Source organism: Staphylococcus simiae (assembly GCF_017357005.1).
Classification (GTDB): Bacteria; Bacillota; Bacilli; order Staphylococcales; family Staphylococcaceae; genus Staphylococcus; species Staphylococcus simiae_A.
In genome coordinates this window covers 1,583,203-1,606,005 of the sequence record NZ_CP071589.1, presented here as the reverse complement: position 1 = coordinate 1,606,005, position 22,803 = coordinate 1,583,203, and the positions used below count along the sequence as shown (strand labels likewise).

The following is a 22,803-nucleotide window of genomic DNA, read 5'->3' as shown; positions in this document are numbered from 1 at the left end:
GGAAATATGAGTTGGTTTGATAAGTTATTCGGTGAAGATAATGATTCAAGTGATGATCTAATCCATAGAAAAAAGAAAAGACAATCATCTCTTCAAAAAGACAATCATCATGACTCATTACTTCCTCAAAATAACGATATATATAATCGTCCAAGAGGGAAGTTTAGATTCCCTATGAATGTTAACTCAAACTTTGAACAACAAGACAATGATGAAACTACTATTTCTGAAGGTATATCTGATTATCGAAAGGACAACCAACTCTATAACGACGTAGCACAAAATCATAAAAGACATCGTCGAAGAAGAAGTCAGTTAAGAGAAGATAGAGAAGATAGTAACAAAGAAGTTAATAGAAGCAGATCTAATTCACAGTCTACTAGTAAACAACATTCAAAAAATCATGATAATGACTATTATTTTGTCAATAAAATTGGTACATACATTTCAGCTATCGATGGTGTAACATCTGAAAATAAAAAGCAAAGTAACTCTAAAGCGACTACTAAAGTGAATGATTCAACTGTTGGTAATTATCATAAAGAAAGTTTTAGAACATCAGAAGTGCCATCAGCTATTTTTGGAACAATGAAACCTAAAAAATTAGAGAATGGCCGAATTCCTACAACAAAAAATCAAGACAATAGTAATGAATCAGTAAATCTAGAGGATAAAGCAGTACAAAGTATATCAGCACAAAAGACAACTGAATCATCCCAACAAAGTAGTGATAGTAGTCTGGGTAACGATGCTGTTAAATCTAAAGTTGACATTAAGCAACCAAAAAAAGAAACTTCGATTAAAGAGACGCCTAATTATTCAAAAGTTGATAACACAATTAATATTGAAAATATTTATGCATCACAAATAGTAGAAGAAATTAGACGCGAAAGAGAACGAAAAATTTTACAAAAGCGTCGTTTCAAAAAGGCATTACAACAAAAAAGAGAGCAGCATAGCGAAGATGAACAAGATAGCATCCAAAAAGCTATTGATGAGATGTATGCAAGACAAGCAGAACAATATATTGGAGAAAGTTCTTTAGATGCCGATGCTTCTATCGATGATGATGATAATCAACCTTCTTCAGATGAAGCAACAGCATTAGATACAAATAACAATAAAGAACATAATGATGAACAATTAGATGAAAATCCAAACTATGATTATGAAGAAGTTTCATTAACTGACGTACATCTTAATAATAAACAGCAACTTAATGATGAAGATGTGACTGTCAAAGATATTGATGAAACGTCTAAAGTGAATACTGAACAACAAGGTAAAGATGTTAATAAGCATAGTGAAATTTTAACTACATCTAAAAATGATTCTAAAGCTAAAGACGACAATGAACATCATGACACTGAAGATGTCGATGATGCAGATTATTATGAATTAAATCATCAACAGCTTGATGGCGAACAGCTAACAGAGACACAACATGATCAAGATAGTAATACTGCTAACCCAATTGAAAGCAATAGCAAAGATGAACAAGATGAAAATTCAACGAAACAACCAAACAATCACCACAATATTAATAATATTGATAAAACGATTGATAATGAAATTGAATTCGCAAAACGTCATAAACAATCAGCTTCAAATGAGGTCAATGACAAAAATAATACTGCGACAGACACGACTTCTGAATTTAAAAATAAGCAACAAAGTATGTTATCTGATAGTAGTGAATCTCGAGCAACAAGTGGTCAACTAAACGAAGAACAACAATCTCAAAAGGTAGAAAACACAAGTCAGGATGCTAAAAAAACAACAGACATTACTACTAAACGACCTTTCAATGTTGTCATGACGCCATCAGACAAAAAACGGATGATGGATAAAAAGAAACATAGCCAAGTTAGAGTACCAGAACTAAAGCCGGTACAACGCTCTAATAATAAACAGTCAGCTAATATATCAACGGATGAACATCAAAGTGACAGTAATATGACAACAACGACTAATGACAATAATAGTAGTGAATCTTCAGTTGATATTATATCTAATTCAAGCGATGAGTTAGAAAAAAATAACATACATGAACAGTCTGAAATAGAGTCAGCAAGTCTACAACAGGATGCAGAACAACAGCAAGAAAATGTTACTAATACACAACATACTAATGATGATAATATGAATGATGAGAGTCATAAACCAACATCAACACATGATGACAATAGTAAAGCAGTAAGTGATATTACTAATAACGTGACAGTAAATAATACTAATACTCAGTCAATATCACAACAAAATACAGCACAACAAACAAATAACAGTGATAACAAAGTGACAATTCGTAAAGGTCCTAATATAAAATTACCAAGTGTAGATTTATTAGAAGAACCAAAAGTGTTAGAACCTAATGAAACATGGATAGATGAAAAGAAACAAGAGTTAAACGATGCCTTATACTATTTTAATGTTCCTGCAGAAGTACAAGATGTGACTGAAGGTCCAAGTGTAACACGTTTCGAATTATCAGTTGAAAAAGGTGTGAAAGTATCTAGAATTACAGCATTGCAAGATGATATAAAAATGGCATTAGCTGCTAAAGATATACGTATTGAAGCACCAATTCCAGGTACAAGTAGAGTAGGTATAGAAGTTCCAAACCAAAATCCAACTAAAGTCAATTTACGATCAATTATTGAAACAGCTAGTTTTAAAAATGCAGAGTCTAAATTGACAGTTGCAATGGGCTATAGAATTAATAATGAACCATTGTTAATGGATATTGCTAAAACACCACATGCGCTCATTGCTGGTGCGACTGGCTCAGGTAAATCTGTGTGCATAAATAGTATTTTGATGTCATTATTATATAAAAATCATCCTGAAGAATTACGTTTATTACTGATTGATCCTAAAATGGTAGAATTGGCTCCTTATAATGGCTTACCTCATTTGGTGTCTCCAGTTATAACTGATGTCAAAGCGGCAACTCAAAGTTTGAAATGGGCAGTTGAAGAAATGGAAAGACGTTATAAATTATTTGCACATTATCATGTAAGAAACATCACTGCCTTTAATAAGAAAGCACCTTATGATGAAAGAATGCCAAAAATTGTTATAGTTATTGATGAGTTAGCTGATTTAATGATGATGGCACCACAAGAAGTTGAACAATCTATTGCAAGAATTGCTCAAAAAGCACGTGCTTGTGGTATTCATATGTTAGTTGCAACACAAAGACCATCTGTAAATGTAATTACTGGATTGATAAAAGCCAATATTCCTACTAGAATTGCATTTATGGTATCATCTAGTGTAGATTCAAGAACTATTTTAGATAGTGGCGGAGCAGAACGCTTGTTAGGATATGGCGATATGTTATATCTTGGAAGCGGTATGAACAAACCAATTAGAGTTCAGGGAACTTTTGTTTCTGATGACGAAATTGATGATGTTGTTGACTTTATTAAACAACAAAGAGAACCAGATTATTTATTTGAGGAAAAAGAATTATTGAAAAAAACAGAAACACAAGCACAAGATGAGTTATTTGATGATGTTTGTGAGTTTATAGTTAGAGAAGGACATATTTCAACATCGTTAATTCAAAGACATTTCCAAATAGGCTATAACAGAGCAGCAAGAATCATAGACCAACTAGAACAGCTTGGTTACGTTTCAGGCGCTAATGGATCAAAACCTAGAGATGTTTATATTACAGAAGCAGATTTAAATAACGAATAATTTTAGTAAGGAGTTTTATATAATGACACACTATCATTTTGTCGGAATTAAAGGTTCTGGCATGAGTTCATTAGCACAAATTATGCATGATTTAGGCCACGATGTTCAGGGGTCAGACATTGAAAATTATGTTTTTACAGAAGTAGCTCTTAAAAATAAAGGGATTAAAATACTACCATTTGATGCTGATAATATAAAAGAAGATATGGTTGTTATCCAAGGGAATGCATTTCCAAACAATCATGAAGAAGTAGTGCGTGCACATCAACTTAAACTAGATGTGATTAGCTACAATGACTTTTTAGGACATATCATTGATCAATATACTTCTGTTGCAGTAACAGGTGCTCATGGTAAAACATCTACAACAGGACTGCTTTCTCATGTTATGAATGGAGATAAAAAAACATCATTTTTAATCGGTGATGGTACTGGAATGGGCTTACCTGAAAGTGACTATTTTGCATTTGAAGCATGTGAATATCGTAGACATTTTCTAAGTTACAAACCAGATTATGCGATTATGACTAATATTGATTTTGATCATCCTGATTATTTCAAAGATATTGACGATGTTTTTGAAGCTTTCCAAGAAATGGCGCATAATGTGAAAAAAGGCATTATTGCTTGGGGTGATGATGACTATTTACGTAAAATAGAAGCTGATGTCCCAATATATTATTATGGGTTTAACAAATCTGATGATATTTATGCTGATAATATAGAAATCACAGAAAAAGGTACGTCGTTTGATGTGTATATTAATGGTGAATATTATAATCATTTCTTATCACCACAATTTGGAGATCATACCATTTTAAATACTTTAGCTGTAATTGCTATAAGCTATCTTGAAAAATTAGATGTTGAAAATATTAAAGAAGCTTTAGAAACATTTGGTGGTGTTAAACGTCGCTTTAACGAAACAAAAGTATTAAATCAAGTTATTGTTGATGATTATGCACACCATCCTAGAGAAATTAGTGCTACAATAGAAAGCGCAAGAAAAAAATATCCACAAAAAGAAGTTGTAGCTGTTTTCCAACCTCATACATTTTCTAGAACTCAAGCATTTTTAGATGAATTTGCTTCAAGTTTAAGTAAAGCAGATCAAGTCTTTTTATGTGAAATTTTTGGTTCCATTAGAGAAAATACAGGTGATTTAACAATACAAGATTTAATTAATAAGATTGACGGATCTTCATTAATTGATGAAAATTCTATTGATGTATTAGAGCAATTTGATAATGCTGTTATTTTATTTATGGGTGCTGGTGATATTCAGAAATTACTAAAAGCATATTTAGATAAAATAGGTATGAAAAATGAGTTTTAATATGTTTATAATAGATTTGCATGGGTATTTATAATTAATGACATTCATTATATGTTAATTAGGAGGCGTTTTTAATGGATTGGATTTTACCAATTGCTGGAATTATCGCTGCGATAGCATTCTTAATTTTATGTATCGGTATCGTAGTTGTATTGATTTCTGTTAAGAAAAACTTAGATTATGTCGCAAAAACACTTGATGGTGTTGAAGGACAAGTACAAGGTATTACTCGTGAAACTACTGACTTATTACATAAAGTCAATCGTTTAACTGAAGATATCCAAGGTAAACTTGATCGTTTGAATTCAGTTGTAGATGCTGTTAAAGGTATCGGTGATTCAGTTCAAACATTAAACAACTCTGTTGATCGTGTAACTAATTCAATTACGCATAATATCTCACAAAATGAAGAGAAAATATCACAAGTTGTTCAATGGTCAAATGTAGCAATGGAAATTGCTGACAAATGGCAAAATAGACACTACCGTCGTGGAAGTGCAAACTACAAAGCAAATAATGTAGCTAGTGATGCAGATCATAGTTACACTACTCGTGTAGATAAATAATTAATAATTAAACAAATGCACTTAAATAAGGATGTTACTTATTTAAGTGCATTTGTTGTAGGAGGATATATTATGGCTGAAGAAAAGTGCAATAAAAGAGTGTTAAAAAATAAACATGGCTATCAAAATATACAGTTACCAAATAGAAAAGATTTTGTAGTAAGTTTTATAACAGGTGCAATTATAGGTTCGGCATTAGGTTTATATTATAAAAATAAAGTTTATCAAAAAACAGATGAACTTATTGCAAAAGAACAAGAAATTTCAAAAAAAGTTAAAGAAACAAAAACACAATTAGAAAGTAATGTAGAATCTGTAAAAGATAAATTTGAAAATATACTACATAAAAAGCAAAATGAACAAGCTGAATTGACAGCACAACAACGAGCAATCAAAGAAGAAGAAGCAACAGCTAATAACTTAAGCGATACTTCAAAAAAAGCACAAGAAAAGCAACATATTAAGCAAGAACAACATATAACTGAGTTTTCTTCAGCTGAAAAATTAGCTAACGCAGCCAAAAATAAACGTGCTAAATTGACGAAAGGTTCTAAAGAAAGTCAATTAACTGACAAACTATTAAAAGAACAACCGGTTGCCAAGTCACAAATGAAAGAAGTACCAAATTTAGTAACTAAAAAAAATGCCTCAAAAAAAAGTAATCAAACAGCAACATCATCGAAAAAGCAAAATAAAGTACAACGAAAAGAAACAACATTCGACAAAGGTGTAGTAACAACTGATACTACTACAACAAAGAAAACACCAACAAATAATCAAAATACGACTAAAAAGAAATCAACGACTAAGCAAACATCAACAACTAAAAAGTCAACAACAACTAAAAAAACGGCTACAAATACTAAACCTAAAACATCAAAAGTAGCGAATTCTAAAAAAACAGAAACAGAAAAAACAACTAAAGCAAGTGCAAAGCCTAAAAAAACTAAACAAACAACTAACAAAACAACAACATCATCAACTAAACAAAACAAAGATGACTCAACTAAAGTAGAAACAGCTAAAAGTAAAATAGAAAAACGTACATTTAATGATTAATAAATGTCTTTAAAGAACAATAGTGTGAATATATAATATATGAATTGTTAGATTTTAGTATAGAAATATCTATTAAATTAGATATTTCTATACTAAACTTGTTTTAAGAGAGTGAAAAAAGGAAGTTATAACGATGTTTAGTTATGACATATCATTTAATTATTTGTTAAATAAATAATTCCAGCAAGGCTGATTAAAGTTATCAATTATTTATTGAATTAGCAACATTTAATAATGCAAATAATTACGACAAATAACATTATATTAAGTATAGAATGTTATTTGTCCCAGAGCTTAGATATTTTTTCACTTATCTTTATAATTAATATAATACGGTTTACTAATTGACTAATAATACATAGTGTATAATTGTTTGCTGATGTTATAAATAATATAGTAGTACGAAGATTTTTTATTTTCTGTCAATTCGGGGTTGAACAATAGTAATAGAATTGTTAGAATATTTTTTAACATATTATTTTATCGCTTTAAAGTGCAATTAACAGTAATAATTCGTAGAGGTGAGTAGGATGACTAGTAAATTAGAAGGTTACAGAGATGAAGTCGTTAAGCTAAATCATCAAATTTTAGACTTATTATCTAAACGTGGTGAATTAGCTCAAAAAATTGGCGAAGAAAAATTGAAACAAGGTACACGTATTTATGACCCACAACGTGAAAAAGAAATGTTAAATGATTTGATTGATAAAAATCAAGGTCCATTTAATGACAATACAATTAAGCAATTATTTAAAGAAATATTTAAAGCCTCTACAGATTTACAAAAATCTGAGAACGAAAAGCATTTATATGTATCTCGTAAATTAAAACCAGAAGATACAATTGTTAAATTTGATAATGGTGGTATTATTGGTGATGGGAATAAATCATTTGTCTTTGGCCCATGTTCTGTAGAATCTCAAGAACAAGTTGATGCCGTGGCTGCAAATTTACAAGCAAAAGGTGAAAAGTTCATTAGAGGTGGTGCATTTAAACCACGTACGTCACCATATGATTTCCAAGGTTTAGGTGTAGAAGGTCTTAAAATCTTAAAAAATGTTAAAGATAAATATAATTTAAATGTAGTCAGTGAAATTGTTAATCCTAATGACTTTGAAGTTGCAGACGAGTATTTAGATGTATTCCAAATTGGTGCACGTAATATGCAAAACTTTGAATTATTAAAAGAAGCTGGAAGAACAAACAAACCAATTTTATTGAAAAGAGGACTATCTGCAACTATTGAAGAGTTTGTCTATGCTGCTGAATATATTGCAGCTCAAGGAAATCAAAATATTATTTTATGTGAACGTGGTATCCGTACACATGAAAAAGCAACACGTAATACTTTAGATATTTCTGCTGTACCTATTTTGAAACAAGGTACACACTTACCAGTAATGGTAGATGTAACTCATAGTACAGGACGTAAAGATATCATGTTACCAACAGCCAAAGCAGCTTTAGCTGTTGGTGCAGATGGTGTTATGGCAGAAGTACATCCAGACCCATCTGTTGCATTAAGTGATGCAGGACAACAAATGGATTTAAATGAATTCCAAGCATTCTATGATGAAATTAAACCATTAGCAGATTTATATAATCAAAACAAATTGTAATTAATTTTATTAGCTACAGTTACAAAGAACTTAATAACGACAATTCTTATTAAAAATAATAGGAATTGTCGTTTATTGTGTTTTTAATTATTAAATTAAAGTCATTTTTTTTTAGGTTCTTTCCTAAATTGGACTGATACATAATTATTTTTTTAAGCCTTGCTATGCCCAACTTACATTGCATGAAAAAACTGGTCAGCCAGTTTTTCATGCAATGCAGGTTGGGCAAGAGCTAGTAAAGATTGTAAATCTAACTAGCTCTAAATGTGCCAGACGGGCAAGGTTGGGCATAGCTATTAAAGATTACAACTTGCTTAAAACTAACAGTCCCAGTTGCTAAGCTACCTAGATCAATAAGAATGTAAATGTAAATTTGTGGCTATTTTTCAACACAACCAAAAGTTAATTGAAAAGGCTTTCTGAAAATTATAAAATTAATATGTATAAAACTTTAATAACAAACTAATACAAAATAAACGCTATCATTTATTAATGACAAGTAGTCAAAATCCCAAACAAATTAATTTTAGAGATTTATAAATTGTGGTAAACTATGAAAATGATATGAAAACATGTTATTATAATAAATAAAGCGTTTACAAGGAGGACAATAATGACAGTAACTATATATGATGTAGCAAGAGAAGCAAGAGTCTCAATGGCTACAGTATCACGCGTTGTAAATGGTAACCAAAATGTTAAAGCTGAAACAAAAAATAAAGTGAATGAAGTAATCAAGCGTTTGAATTATCGTCCCAATGCGGTGGCACGTGGCTTGGCTAGTAAAAAAACAACAACAGTTGGTGTAATTATCCCAGATATTTCAAATATTTATTATTCTCAATTAGCTAGAGGACTTGAGGATATAGCAACAATGTATAAATATCATTCAATCATTTCAAATTCAGATAATGATCCAAATAAAGAAAAAGAAATTTTTAATAACTTATTAAGTAAGCAAGTTGATGGTATTATTTTCTTAGGTGGCACAATTTCTGATGAAATGAAAGAAATGATTAATCAATCTTCTGTTCCAGTCGTTGTATCGGGTACAAACGGTAAAGATGTAGATATTGCTTCTGTTAATATTGATTTTACAGCAGCTGCAGAAGAAATCACACAACATCTTATCGAAAGCGGGGCTAAATCATTTGCACTTGTAGGTGGAGATTATTCTAGAAAAGCTCAAGAAGATGTTTTAAGTGGATTAACAACAGTACTTGATAAACATAATTTAGAATTAGATGATGCACTTAATGCAACTGGTGCTGAAAGTTACAAAGAAGGTGTTAAAGCTTTCGAAATGATGAAAGATAACTTACCTGATGCAGTATTATGTATTAGTGATGAAGAAGCGATTGGAATTATGCACAGTGCTATGGATGCTGGCATTAAAGTACCAGAACAGCTACAAATTATTAGTTTTAATAATACACGCTTAGTTGAAATGGTTAGACCACAATTATCAAGTGTAATTCAACCTCTTTATGATATAGGTGCAGTAGGTATGCGTTTATTGACTAAATATATGAGTGAAGAACCAATTGAAGAGCCGAATGTTATTCTTCCGCATAGAATTGAGTATAGAGGCACTACTAAATAAAGATCAATCTTACTTTGAATCTTTGATGAAGTAGACGAAGTGTATTTTCAAAAATATAGTTTTTCTGCATAACAAAAATGGACTTATGACACGTTTTTTGATAACGAGCATAAGTCCATTTTGTTGTTTATTATGCAATGTAAGTGACTCGTAAGTTTAATTAGTTACTTTGAGACGTTACAAGAGGTAATTATGTTTCACTATCATCATGCCAGCTAGTAATTAACTGCGCTAGTTTATAATTTTTAGCAGTTATTTCTTTAGTTCTCGCTACATAAGTATAATCATTTAGTTTGTCTTCCCAGCGTTTGGGTAACTGAACTGGTGCATAATTTTTCCATTTATTAACCCAATGTAAAGGTAAATAACCACTTTGAATCGGTTGGTCGATTAAACTAAAGTAAACATGACTCCATGCTCTAGGTACAACGCGCCAAATATTATAACCACCTCCACCAAACATCATTAACTTTCCATTTGTATAGGTATCAGCTAAAGATTTAACAATATATGGAATTTGATAGAGAGATTGTAGCGTACAATTCATATGAGTTAGTGGATCTCGATAATGAATATCTACACCGTTAACACTTAAAATAATATCTGGTTTAAATGCTTTGACCACTGGTTCAACTGTTTTATTAAACGTATTTATAAATGATTCATCTTCGGTAAATGGTTCCAGTGGTACATTAACAGTGTGTCCGTATCCAATATTTTCACCACGTTCAGTATAATGACCAGAACCAGGGAATAAAAATTTACCAGTTTCATGTATAGAATAAGTGAAGACATGTTCATCAGTATAAAAGCTCCACTGTGTACCGTCACCATGATGAGCATCTGTATCAATAACAAGTACACGTTGTTGATAGTTAGTGACCAAGTATTGCGCAGTTACGGCAATGTCGTTATAAATGCAAAAACCACTAGCACGTCCAGGTTGAGCATGATGTAGGCCACCACCAAGATGACAGCCATTATTTAGTTCACCAGCCATTATTTTATCAGCTAGTGTTAACGCGCCACCAACAATTCTGGCACTATGTTGATGCATATGTCTAAATTGACTATTATCCTCTTGATTTAAACCATATTTTTCAGCCTCTTCGTCACTAATAATTCCATGAGATGCATGCTTAATTGCTTGAATATAGTCAAATTGATGAACAAGTAGTAATTCATCATCGGTTGCCAATCTAGGTTTAATAATTTGTTCGGGTAATAAAAGACCCGTATCCAATAATAATTCAGTAGTTAATTTTAATCTCATCTGATTAAATGGATGCTTATCATGGAAACGATAATTTAATAACTTATCAGAATAAACATAACCAGTTGTTAAATGTGTAGTATTTGTCATGTCATCACCTTAATTTTCTCACTAGTCATCAAAAGAAGAATCTATTCATATAGCGTATATCATCAAACGCTTGTTGTTGCTCTAGTGTAATATTTCGTCCAATTCTTGCCATTAAACAATTTGCTGGATGACTAGTAATTTCTGGATCGTCAGTAGCAAATATTTCTAAACCGCCTGTCGCCATTAAACGTTGCATAATTTTTTTATATTCGAATACGTCTAGGTTAGAATTTTTTAAATCCCAATGCCAATAGTATTCCGTTGTTATGACGATATAATCTTCATATTCTGGTGCAGATAAACTAAGCATGATTAATTTTTCAGCAAGCTGTCGTTGTCTAAAATTAATACTCACTTCAATAGCACCTAGTTCGATTAAGTAAGGAAGGTGGCCCGTTGACCATCGTTCAATGTCATCAGGGTAATGATATGTTACATAGCCAATAATTAAGTTATCAATATGAATAATATAGATTCGACCTTCGTCCAAAGTAGTGATGTCTAATAGGGCTTCAAATTGATCATTTGCGTTTCTGAAGGCAGTCAAATTAGTATCAAAATTGAATGATTTTAAATAAGAGTTAGAAACTGGCCCCTCAATAATAAATTGTTGATCATTAACGTTATAAATTTCTCTTTTATACGTCTTAACATGATTCATATCTTCAGCTCCTTAGATGACGCAATAAATGTATTAATTACATTATATAGAAAAATTACATTTATGAATATACAAATAATGATAATTGTAAAAATTTTGAATAATTTGAAATTATATGTATAATAAGAAAAAAGAAAGCGATTTCATACAATTCAAAGGGGGAGTTTCATATGAAAGTTGAAGTATATAAAAGTCAACAAGGGGATTATAATTTAACGGATTATGACACTACATACGATAACTTTAATTGGAAAGATGTAGAAAAAGAATTTTCTTGGTATGATTCTGGAAAAATGAATATGGCATATGAATGTATTGATCGTCATGTTGATAATGGTTTAGGAGATAAAATTGCGCTTAACTATAAAGATGAACAGCGTCAAGAATCATATACTTATCGTGATATGCAAAAATATTCTAATAAAGCAGCAAATATTTTGAAAAATGAAGCGCATGTACGAAAAGGGGATCGCGTATTTATTTTTATGTCCAGAACACCTGAACTATATTTTGCATTAATGGGTGTCTTGAAAATTGGTGCAATTGTCGGACCTCTATTTGAAGCATTTATGGAAAAAGCAGTTTCAGATCGCTTACAAAATAGTGAAGCTAAAGTATTAATTACAAATAAAGCATTATTACCACGTGTTCCAGTGAATAAATTACCACATCTTGAAAAAATTGTAATTGTAGATGATGAGGTTGATGAAGAATTTGTTGATTTTAATGCATTATTGCAAGAAGCTAGTGAAGACTTTGATATCGAATGGTTGAAACCAGATGATGGTCTTATTTTACATTATACTTCTGGATCGACTGGACAACCTAAAGGCGTGCTTCATATTCAACAAGCAATGCTAGTTCATTATATTTCAGGTAAATATGTTCTTGATTTAACAGAAGATGATATATACTGGTGTACTGCAGACCCAGGTTGGGTTACTGGAACGTCATATGGTATTTTTGCACCTTGGTTAAATGGTGTCACAAATTGTATTGCAGGTGGAAGATTTTCGCCGGAACAATGGTATAGTATGATTGAAACATTTGATGTCACGATTTGGTATACAGCTCCAACTGCTTTACGCATGTTAATGAGTGCTGGAGATGATATAGTTGGAAAATATGATTTATCTTCATTACGCTCAATTTTATCTGTAGGTGAGCCACTCAATCCTGAAGTAATTAAATGGGCTAAACAAGTGTACGGTTTAACTGTATTAGATACTTGGTGGATGACTGAAACTGGGGGTCATATGATTGTGAATTACCCTGCAATGGATGTTAAATTAGGATCAATGGGGAAACCATTACCAGGGATTGAAGCAGCTATTGTTGATGATGAAGGTAATGAGTTACCAGCAAATCGTATGGGTAATTTAGCTATTAAAAAAGGATGGCCATCAATGATGTATGAAATTTGGAATAATCCTGACAAATATCAGTCTTATTTCATTGGTGATTGGTATGTGTCTGGTGATTCTGCTTATAAAGATGAAGATGGCTACTATTGGTTCCAAGGGCGAGTAGATGATGTCATTATGACAGCAGGTGAACGCGTTGGTCCATTTGAGGTAGAGTCGAAATTAGTAGAGCATGAAGCTGTTGCTGAAGCGGGTATTATCGGTAAACCAGATCCGGTAAGAGGCGAAATTATTAAAGCTTTTGTTGCTTTAAGGCAAGGCTATGAGCCAACTGATGAATTGAAAGAAGATATTAGAAAGTTTGTTAAAGAAGGTTTATCTGCTCATGCAGCACCAAGAGAAATTGAATTTAAAGATAAATTACCAAAAACACGTTCAGGTAAAATTATGAGACGCGTGTTAAAAGCTTGGGAATTAGATTTAGATGCAGGTGATTTAAGTACCATGGAATAATATCAATTAGGTACAATAATTGATAACTAGGAAAGCAGAAATCGTATGTCGGTTTCTGCTTTTATCATTGTATAATAAAAAAATTTAACTTTAATATCTATTTGATATAAAAATAGTTAATAAAAATAAATATTTAGAAAATGAAAGCGCTAACTCTATTTAGTCGACAAGTGGATAACAGTTCGTTATTATATGAATGTAAGGTAAGTTTTCTTAGTTTCAACTTACATATTTGATGTGCAGTAATTTTAATAAACAAAAAGGGGCGAATAACGTTGACTCACTTATCAGATTTAGAAATTGCAAATCAAGCTACATTACAACCAATCAAGGATATTGCAGCAACAGTTGGTATTTCAGAAGATGCATTGGAACCATACGGACACTACAAAGCCAAAATAGATATTAATAAAATCAACAAAAAAGATAAAAAAGGGAAAGTTGTCTTAGTTACTGCTATGAGTCCAACACCTGCAGGAGAAGGGAAATCAACAGTAACAGTCGGTTTAGCAGATGCCTTTCATGAATTAGGTGAAAGTGTCATGGTAGCTTTACGTGAACCAGCATTAGGACCTACATTTGGTATTAAAGGTGGCGCAACTGGTGGTGGTTATGCGCAAGTGTTACCTATGGAAGATATCAATTTGCACTTTAATGGAGATTTTCATGCGATTACAACAGCCAATAATGCTTTATCAGCATTTATAGATAATCATATTCATCAAGGTAATGAATTAGGAATTGACCAACGTCGAATTGAATGGAAACGTGTTCTTGATATGAACGATCGTGCTTTACGTCATGTTAATGTTGGTTTAGGTGGACCAACAAATGGTGTTCCTCGTGAAGATGGCTTTAATATTACAGTGGCTTCAGAAATCATGGCTATTTTATGTTTAAGTCGTAATATTAATGATCTTAAAGATAAAATAAGTCGTATTACCATTGGTTATACTAGAGATCGTAAACCTGTGACAGTTGCAGATTTAAAAGTACAAGGTGCTTTGGCAATGATTCTCAAAGATGCCATTAAACCTAACTTAGTTCAATCAATTGAAGGCACACCTGCATTAGTACATGGTGGTCCATTTGCTAATATTGCACATGGTTGTAACTCTATTTTAGCTACTGAAACAGCACGTGAGTTAGCGGATATAGTTGTCACAGAAGCAGGTTTTGGTTCTGACTTAGGGGCAGAAAAATTTATGGACATTAAAGCAAGAGAAGCGGGATTTGATCCTTCTGCTGTCGTAGTAGTAGCTACGATTCGTGCTTTGAAAATGCATGGTGGCGTTGCTAAAGATAATCTTAAAGAAGAAAATGTTGATGCCGTTAAAGCTGGTATTGTAAATTTAGAACGCCATGTAAAAAATATTAAAAAGTTCGGTGTAGAACCTATCGTTGCAATTAATGCTTTTATTCATGATACTGATGCGGAAGTAGAATATGTAAAACAGTGGGCTAAAGAAAACAATGTACGTATTGCTTTAACTGAAGTATGGGAAAAAGGTGGTAAAGGTGGTGTTGATTTAGCTAAAGAAGTGTTAGAAGTAATAGCTCAACCTAATTCATTTAAACCACTATACGATTTAGAACTACCGTTAGAACAAAAAATAGAAACCATTGTGAAAGAAATTTATGGTGGTTCTAAAGTTACATTCAGTAGTAAAGCGCAAAAGCAATTAAAACAATTTAAAGATAATGGTTGGGATAATTACCCAATATGTATGGCTAAAACACAATATTCCTTCTCAGATGATCAAACATTACTCGGTGCACCAAGTGATTTTGAAATCACAATCCGCGAACTTGAAGCTAAAACAGGTGCAGGGTTTATTGTTGCATTAACAGGTGCAATTATGACAATGCCGGGATTACCGAAAAAACCAGCAGCTTTAAATATGGATGTTACTGATGATGGTCATGCAATCGGTTTATTCTAATAAAATATTAGAATATATTGAAATTTAATTGAGTTATAAATATAGTGAAGCTGGGACAAAGATATGTCACACTTAAATTCAAGCATTTGGCAGTAACTGTCTGTGTTGAAAAATATAGGTAAGTCAAAGTTTTATAAGGCTAGTCAGTCTTGCTGGGGTGGGATGACGAAATAAATTTTATATAAAATTTATTTCTGTCCCACCCTTACTTTTTATAGTGATATTTAATGTGGAAAAGAGGTTTAACTGCAGTTTAAGTGGTGACTTTCATATCACTATATACATTTATATAAATTAAAATGATTAATTTACATAAATACAAAGTTAACTAACATAATAATTATTTAGTTGGTTTACTTAATAAATGTTTCTTTATGTCATACTTTAATGCACTTTTATATTCGTTTTGTGAAATTTGTTGCTCAACTAACATCCTTTTCAATACATAATGCTGGCGATGAATACTATGTTGAATGTCATCGTTTGCTTTTAAGCTACCATCTTCGTTGTATGGTGTGTAACCATAAGGACTTTGTAATAATCCAATTAAGTATGCAGATTGTGCAATATTTAAATTTTGAGGTGGTATACCAAACAAACTATAAGATGCTGAAGCTATTCCTGAAATGTTGTTACCGTTATAATCTCTTCCAAAAGGCACAATATTTAAATAAGTATAAATAATTTCATCTTTAGACATTAAATGTTCTAAACGAATGGCTAATCTAAGTTCATTCGCTTTTCTACTATATGTTTTTTCATTTGATAATACTTGATTTTTTACGAGTTGTTGCGTAATCGTACTACCACCAGAACTTTGATGACTATTCAATATATCTTGAAACATTGCTCTAAAAATAGCTTTAGGTAAAATACCATCATGTTTATAAAATAAAGTATCTTCTGATGAAGTTAATGCTTTTATAGCACTATGATTTAAAGTTTTAGGGCCAATGATTAATGAGTTTTGCGAATGATTGTATTCATATAAAATATTTTTATTGTTATGATCTAACATTTCATCACCTGGTAAATGGGTAACTTGTTTAATGAGAGATTGGTCTGACAATGAATCAGACATTTTAGTTAAATGATGAAAATAAATAGACATGATAATCAACAAAATAGATATCAATGCGATTAAGACCATACCAAATACAACCAAAGTATGTTTAATTGACTTATATATTTTTTCAAAGCGATATAAACGATGATCCATTTGTTGATTGTTATCTGAATTTACCATCTTTAACCTCCTAAATTAGGTATAGTATACCATATCAGACAAGTTGACTTTTAAATTTACCTTAATTATAATTAGAGAAAATGTATAATGAAATAGGGTACGAGGACAAGTAATATGATTTGCATTTTAAGAGAGCTAGTGGTCGCTGCAAACTGGTAATGTTCGTCATACGAATACACCTCTTAATATGATATCCTACGTTTAATTAATGAACGTATCATTAATAGAGTGAACATACATTAAAGTTATGTTTAAGTTTGGTGGTAACGTGCACAATGCACCCTTACATATTTGTGAGGGTGCATTTTTATTGTGCGCCCGGCATGGGTAATTACTAGACGGTGAAAGTCCGTTACAGGCTTGGTAGTAGGAACTGTTAGCGAAAGACAAGGGTGTCCATTGTGAAATGGAATCTGAAGGAAGTCGGACGCAAACACTCGCACTGACGAACAGAAATATCATACAAGGCTATGTGGAATGGATGAATCTGCAATACAAGATAAAGTCCGATACTACCCGAGTTCTATATAGTAAATGATGCAGTGGAATGAGTGGAAAGTGGTTACTCTTACCCGGGGAGGTCTCATCAGCGATAAAAAAAATCGTAGTAATAACGAATGATGAGAAGTCAGCAGAGGTCATAGTAGGTAGAAATACTGAAGGACTGAACAATATTCATACAAAGTAAAGAATGGAGGTTAGAGATTTACAACGTACAGAATACAATTAATGATTGGCAACTCATAGAAAGATAAGTAGTGGAACGAAAAAGGATATATGAGTGCGTACAGTAAATCTTAGGTGAAATGAAAGAAATGTATCGTGAGTCTCCATCTATGATGGAGCTTGTTGTAAGAGAGAATAATATACAAAAAGCAATTAAGAAAGTGAAGAAAAACAACGGTGCACCTGGCATCGATGGCATGCGAGTAAGTGAATTAACATCACATTTCGCAAAATACTTTCCACAAATTAAACAAAAACTGCTTGATGGCACGTATAAGCCACAAGCAGTAAGAAAGGTTGAAATACCTAAATCAAATGGGAAAAAGCGCGTGCTTGGAATCCCTGTCGCAAGAGACAGAGTTATCCAACAAGCCATTAAACAAGTCATTGAACCTAGTATCGACCGTACTTTCTCAAAACACAGTCATGGCTTTAGACCGAATCGTAGTACAGGAACTGCACTTAAAGAATGTGCAACATACTATGAAGAAGGTTACTTAGTTGCAGTTGATTGTGATTTAAAACAGTGCTTTGATATGTTGAACCATGATAAATTAATGTATCTATTTGAACGACATGTTCAAGATAAAGCCATTTCTAAATTTATTCGTAGAAGCCTACAGGTTGGTGCAATCGACCTCAATGGTAATTATCGAAGTAGAGAAATAGGTGCACCGCAAGGTGGTGTTATTTCCCCGTTACTTTGTAATATTTATCTTCACGAATTAGATAATGAATTGGAGAAACGTGGTCATCGCTTTGTTCGTTATGCAGATGACTTCGTCATCTTTGTACGTACAAAACGAGCGGGTCAACGTGTCATGGAAAGTGTGACAAAGTTTATCGAAAAAGACCTTAAACTTATTGTAAATAGTGAAAAGAGCAAGGTAGGTTCTATCACACGTTTAAAGTTCTTGAGTTGTCTAATGACCAAAGTAAATGGCACTTATCGTTTCAGACCGACTATGGAAGCAAGAAGAAATTTAAAACGCACCTTAAGACGTCTAACGAAACGAAATAGACCAGGTACCTTTAAAGAGATTATATCAGAAATTAATCAAGTAACACGAGGGTGGATAAATTACTTTGGTAAAGGATTTATTACAGGTTTTGTAACGAAGTTACAATCATGGTTAAACCGACGCATTAGACAACTAATCCTCAAAAGATGGAAAAGAATAAAAACCAAATATAAGATGTTACGTAAGTATGGACTTGACCATAAGAGTGCAATGAAAATTGCCAATTCAAGAAAGAAATACTGGCGCTTATCATCAACGCATGAAGTTCATCGTGCACTTACAACAAAACGTCTCTACAAGTGGGGGTTAGAACCATTAACCCAACTCGCAGAGACGGCTTACGCAAGATATTGAACCGCCGAGTACGGAACCGTACGCTCGGTGGTGTGAGAGGACGGATAATCAAATAATGGTTATCCTCCTACTCGATTTTATGATAATTATCAATTAAACTTATAATATAACTTACATATTTAAACTTTATAGGAGGAACAATAATGACAAATCAACTATTAGAAGATTTACAGTGGAGAGGTTTAATTTATCAACAAACTGATGAACAAGGTATTGAAGATCTATTAAATAAAGAACAAGTTACATTATATTGTGGAGCAGATCCAACTGCAGATAGTTTACATATTGGACATTTACTACCATTTTTAACGTTAAGACGTTTCCAACAACATGGACATCGCCCAATTGTGTTAATTGGTGGGGGAACTGGTATGATCGGAGACCCATCTGGTAAATCCGAAGAAAGAGTGCTGCAAACAGAAGAACAAGTAGAACACAACGTTCAAGGAATCAGTAAACAAATGCATAAAATATTTGAATTTGGTAATGATAGAGATGCAATATTAGTTAACAATAAAGACTGGTTAGGTCAAATATCATTAATTAGTTTTTTACGTGACTATGGTAAGCATGTTGGTGTTAATTATATGTTAGGGAAAGATTCTATTCAATCACGTTTAGAACATGGTATTTCTTATACTGAATTTACGTATACTATTTTACAAGCAATAGATTTTGGTCATTTAAACAAAGAGCTTAATTGTAAAATTCAAGTAGGTGGATCTGATCAATGGGGTAATATTACTAGTGGTATTGAATTAATGCGTCGTATGTATGGTCAAACGGATGCTTACGGTTTAACGATTCCATTAGTTACTAAATCTGATGGTAAGAAATTTGGTAAATCAGAATCTGGTGCAGTTTGGTTAGATGCCGACAAGACAAGTCCTTATGAATTTTATCAATTCTGGATCAACCAATCAGACGAAGATGTTATTAAATTCTTAAAATATTTCACTTTCTTAGATAAAGATGACATTGAAAAATTAGAGCAATCTAAAAATGAAGCACCACACTTAAGAGAAGCTCAAAAAGCACTTGCTGAAAATGTTACTCGATTCATTCATGGCGAGGACGCATTGAATGATGCTATTCGTATTTCTCAAGCATTGTTTAGTGGTGATTTAAAATCATTATCAGCTAAAGAGCTAAAAGAAGGATTTAAAGATGTACCTCAAGTTGAAGTAGCTAATGCTACATCAAATATCATTGATATTATAGTTGAAACAGGAATTTCGTCATCAAAAAGACAAGCAAGAGAAGACGTGACTAATGGAGCTATTTATATTAATGGTGAAAGACAGCAGGATGTGAACTATGAGTTATCATCAGATGATAAGATTGATAATGAATTTACTATTATTCGTCGTGGTAAGAAAAAATATTTCATGGTAAATTATAAATAAGATGACTTACCAATAAAGAGGTCGGGACTTATGATGTCTCAACCTCTTTATATGTATGAGAATCATTAAATTGATATAAGGTTCAGGAGGTCTAGCAATGAATAAAGAGCAACAATTAATGTCACAATTACGCGAAATTTTTAATAAAATTGCTTATTTAAATAAAGACCGTATGGAAGAAGCTTTAAAAGGGTATAAGTCGAGCGAGATTCATTGTTTAGAGGCAATAGAAGAAATAGAAGCACCCAATGTCACCAAATTAACTAGAGCATTATATATGACTAGAGGCGCAATAAGTAAATTAACGAAACGTTTGATAGCTAAAGGTTTAATTGAAACTTACCAATATCAAGATAATAAAAAAGAAATTTACTTTAAATTAACTCCAGCAGGTATTGATGTTTATCAATTACACGAACAGTTACATAAAGAATTTGAAGAACGTGATCGAGACGTATTCAATCAAATGACAGAGGATGAATATCGACATATGATGACATTTATTGAAAAATATAATCATCATCTAGACAAAGAAATTATCGAAAAAGAAAACATCAAAAAGTAGGAAAGCATTGTTAACTTGAATTGAAAAGGATATTAAGTGAATGATACAGAAATGAATTTTAATAAAATTTATGTCGTTATCCTACCCCGGCAAGACTGACTAAGTTTGTAAACGTTGATTTATCAATATTTTACAAACCAAACAGTTACTGCCAAATACTTGAATTGAAGTGTGAAATGTTTTTGGCACAGGATGTTTTTTATTTTTTGGAATTTTTGTTGACAAGGAAACAATAAAAGGTGTATATTTTGTTTCTAAAGAAACAAAAAGGAGCGTATTATGTCACAACGTCAACAGAATAAAGTACCCAAACATATTATGATTGCAGCATGGGCAATTACATTAGGTGCAATTGCACCAATGCTTGATGCAACAATGATTAATATTGCTATAAAACAATTAAATGAAACATTTCATTCACAAATAGAAATAACACAGTGGACCATCACCGGTTATGTATTAGCTTTAGCAATTGCTGTACCAATAGCTGGTTGGTTAATCAATCGCTTCAATGGTAAGAAAGTATTTATTAATGCTATGTTACTTTTCGGTATAACGTCACTTTTAGCTGGACTCAGTTGGTCTATGACAGCATTGATTATATTTAGAGTTGCTCAAGGATTTAGTGCAGGATTAATCACAACACTGATGTTTACATTAATTGTAAAAATTGCTGGTCGTGAACATACTGGTAAAGTCATGGCTATAGTTAGTACACCGATGATATTTGGTCCTATACTTGGACCAGTATTAGGTGGCGTCATTATTCATTTACTTAGTTGGAGATGGATATTTTTCATTAACATTGTTATTTTAATTATCGCAATTCCATTAATGATCAAATATATTCCACAATTCGAACCTTTTAACCGTAATAGTAAATTAGATGCTATTGGTATTGTCTTACTTGGATTAATTAGTACATTGCTTATTTTAGGAGTGACACGTTTATCAAATGCTACACACGCCATTGATATGATGTCACTTGTGCTTATAAGTTTAGCTATCATTTTTGCTGTAATATATATCCTTTATAATATCAAGATGAATTACAAGACAATTTTACCTATAACACTATTTAAAAGTAAGAGTTATAGTGCAGCATCGATTGGATTATTATTGGCAAATATTGGGATTATGGGACCTATGTTAATTATTCCATTATATTTCCAAGTATTTAAAGGTTATTCAACGATTGAAACTGCAATTGCATTAATTCCACAAGGTGTAGGAATGCTTATAACAAGACCATATATCGGTAAAATGATTGATCAAATTGGAGCTAAGTCTGTTATCATATATAGTATTATTATTGCTATGTTTGGTTCAATCCCATTGTTATTTATAACGAATCATACGAGTATTTGGATTATTTCACTTATTTTATTTATCAGAGGATGCAGTGTTGGTGGAATTAATTTAGGACTAACTACCGATGCATATTTAGGTGTTGCTGAATCAAATCTAGCTGAGGCAGGTATAGGGATCAATATAATTGAAAATGCTGGTTCAAGTGTGGGTACTGCAATAATTGCCACAGTTATAGCAATTATAATGCCGGCTACACATACAACGGTTTCGCATACATTAACTGCTTATCATGCAGGGTTCTTAGTTGCAGTTATAGCAATATTATTAATTATTATTCCTGCACTCATGTTAACGTCACATAACAATAAGTCATTAAATTAAAACTATCCCCACATAGGACTTTATAATGTCGTATGTGGGGATTAATTTATAGTTTAAAGT

General features: G+C 32.1%; 15 protein-coding genes. 12 read left to right on the top strand and 3 right to left on the bottom strand.

Features of this window, described 5'->3' with window-relative positions:
- Positions 1 to 6: 6 nt before the first annotated feature.
- From J3R86_RS07155 to ccpA, 6 genes are all read left to right on the top strand, one after another.
- Positions 7 to 3,705, top strand: coding sequence for a DNA translocase FtsK (locus tag J3R86_RS07155; RefSeq protein ID WP_207516711.1), 3,699 nt, complete (start codon positions 7 to 9; stop codon positions 3,703 to 3,705).
- A 22-nt stretch (positions 3,706 to 3,727) separates the two neighbouring features.
- On the top strand, positions 3,728 to 5,041 hold the full coding sequence (gene murC / locus J3R86_RS07150) for a UDP-N-acetylmuramate--L-alanine ligase (RefSeq protein ID WP_207516710.1): 1,314 nt from the start codon (positions 3,728 to 3,730) through the stop codon (positions 5,039 to 5,041).
- A gap of 74 nt (positions 5,042 to 5,115) precedes the next feature.
- Positions 5,116 to 5,607 carry a DUF948 domain-containing protein gene (locus tag J3R86_RS07145; protein WP_207516709.1) on the top strand — a complete coding sequence of 164 codons (492 nt, stop codon included), beginning with the start codon at positions 5,116 to 5,118 and terminating at the stop codon, positions 5,605 to 5,607.
- Positions 5,608 to 5,679: 72 nt separating this feature from the next.
- The gene (locus tag J3R86_RS07140) at positions 5,680 to 6,666 is read left to right on the top strand and encodes a hypothetical protein (protein ID WP_207516708.1); all 987 of its coding nucleotides are present in this window, start codon (positions 5,680 to 5,682) and stop codon (positions 6,664 to 6,666) included.
- Positions 6,667 to 7,196: 530 nt separating this feature from the next.
- Entirely contained in the window at positions 7,197 to 8,285 is a 1,089-nt protein-coding gene (locus J3R86_RS07135; protein ID WP_207516707.1) for a bifunctional 3-deoxy-7-phosphoheptulonate synthase/chorismate mutase, read from the top strand.
- 613 nt (positions 8,286 to 8,898) lie between these two features.
- Positions 8,899 to 9,888, top strand: a complete 990-nt coding sequence (ccpA, locus tag J3R86_RS07130; RefSeq protein ID WP_207516706.1) for a catabolite control protein A — start codon at positions 8,899 to 8,901, stop codon at positions 9,886 to 9,888.
- A gap of 190 nt (positions 9,889 to 10,078) precedes the next feature.
- On the opposite strand, the gene J3R86_RS07125 is transcribed toward ccpA, so the two are convergent.
- Complete coding sequence (locus tag J3R86_RS07125) at positions 10,079 to 11,251, bottom strand: acetoin utilization protein AcuC (RefSeq protein ID WP_207516705.1); 1,173 nt, start codon at positions 11,249 to 11,251, stop codon at positions 10,079 to 10,081.
- Between the two features lie 28 nt (positions 11,252 to 11,279).
- Positions 11,280 to 11,912, bottom strand: coding sequence for an N-acetyltransferase (locus J3R86_RS07120; RefSeq protein WP_207516704.1), 633 nt, complete (start codon positions 11,910 to 11,912; stop codon positions 11,280 to 11,282).
- 170 nt (positions 11,913 to 12,082) lie between these two features.
- On the opposite strand from J3R86_RS07120, the gene acsA reads away from it, so the two are divergent.
- Both acsA and J3R86_RS07110 read left to right on the top strand, forming a co-directional pair.
- The gene (gene acsA, locus J3R86_RS07115; RefSeq protein ID WP_207516703.1) at positions 12,083 to 13,789 is read left to right on the top strand and encodes an acetate--CoA ligase; all 1,707 of its coding nucleotides are present in this window, start codon (positions 12,083 to 12,085) and stop codon (positions 13,787 to 13,789) included.
- Positions 13,790 to 14,064: 275 nt separating this feature from the next.
- The gene (locus J3R86_RS07110) at positions 14,065 to 15,732 is read left to right on the top strand and encodes a formate--tetrahydrofolate ligase (protein WP_207516702.1); all 1,668 of its coding nucleotides are present in this window, start codon (positions 14,065 to 14,067) and stop codon (positions 15,730 to 15,732) included.
- A gap of 340 nt (positions 15,733 to 16,072) precedes the next feature.
- Here the strand turns inward: J3R86_RS07110 and J3R86_RS07105 are convergent, their stop codons facing one another.
- Positions 16,073 to 16,978: a transglycosylase domain-containing protein gene (locus J3R86_RS07105; protein ID WP_207516701.1), complete on the bottom strand. Its 906-nt coding sequence runs from the start codon at positions 16,976 to 16,978 to the stop codon at positions 16,073 to 16,075.
- An 815-nt stretch (positions 16,979 to 17,793) separates the two neighbouring features.
- On the opposite strand from J3R86_RS07105, the gene ltrA reads away from it, so the two are divergent.
- The 4 genes from ltrA (at position 17,794) to J3R86_RS07085 (ending at position 22,743) form a co-directional block, all read left to right on the top strand.
- Positions 17,794 to 19,080 (top strand): group II intron reverse transcriptase/maturase, encoded by a 1,287-nt coding sequence (gene ltrA, locus J3R86_RS07100; protein WP_207518488.1) that lies wholly within the window; start codon positions 17,794 to 17,796, stop codon positions 19,078 to 19,080.
- A gap of 143 nt (positions 19,081 to 19,223) precedes the next feature.
- Complete coding sequence (gene tyrS, locus J3R86_RS07095; protein ID WP_207516700.1) at positions 19,224 to 20,486, top strand: tyrosine--tRNA ligase; 1,263 nt, start codon at positions 19,224 to 19,226, stop codon at positions 20,484 to 20,486.
- A gap of 97 nt (positions 20,487 to 20,583) precedes the next feature.
- The gene (locus J3R86_RS07090) at positions 20,584 to 21,051 is read left to right on the top strand and encodes a MarR family transcriptional regulator (protein ID WP_207516699.1); all 468 of its coding nucleotides are present in this window, start codon (positions 20,584 to 20,586) and stop codon (positions 21,049 to 21,051) included.
- A gap of 279 nt (positions 21,052 to 21,330) precedes the next feature.
- Positions 21,331 to 22,743: a DHA2 family efflux MFS transporter permease subunit gene (locus tag J3R86_RS07085; protein ID WP_207516698.1), complete on the top strand. Its 1,413-nt coding sequence runs from the start codon at positions 21,331 to 21,333 to the stop codon at positions 22,741 to 22,743.
- Positions 22,744 to 22,803 lie beyond the last annotated feature (60 nt).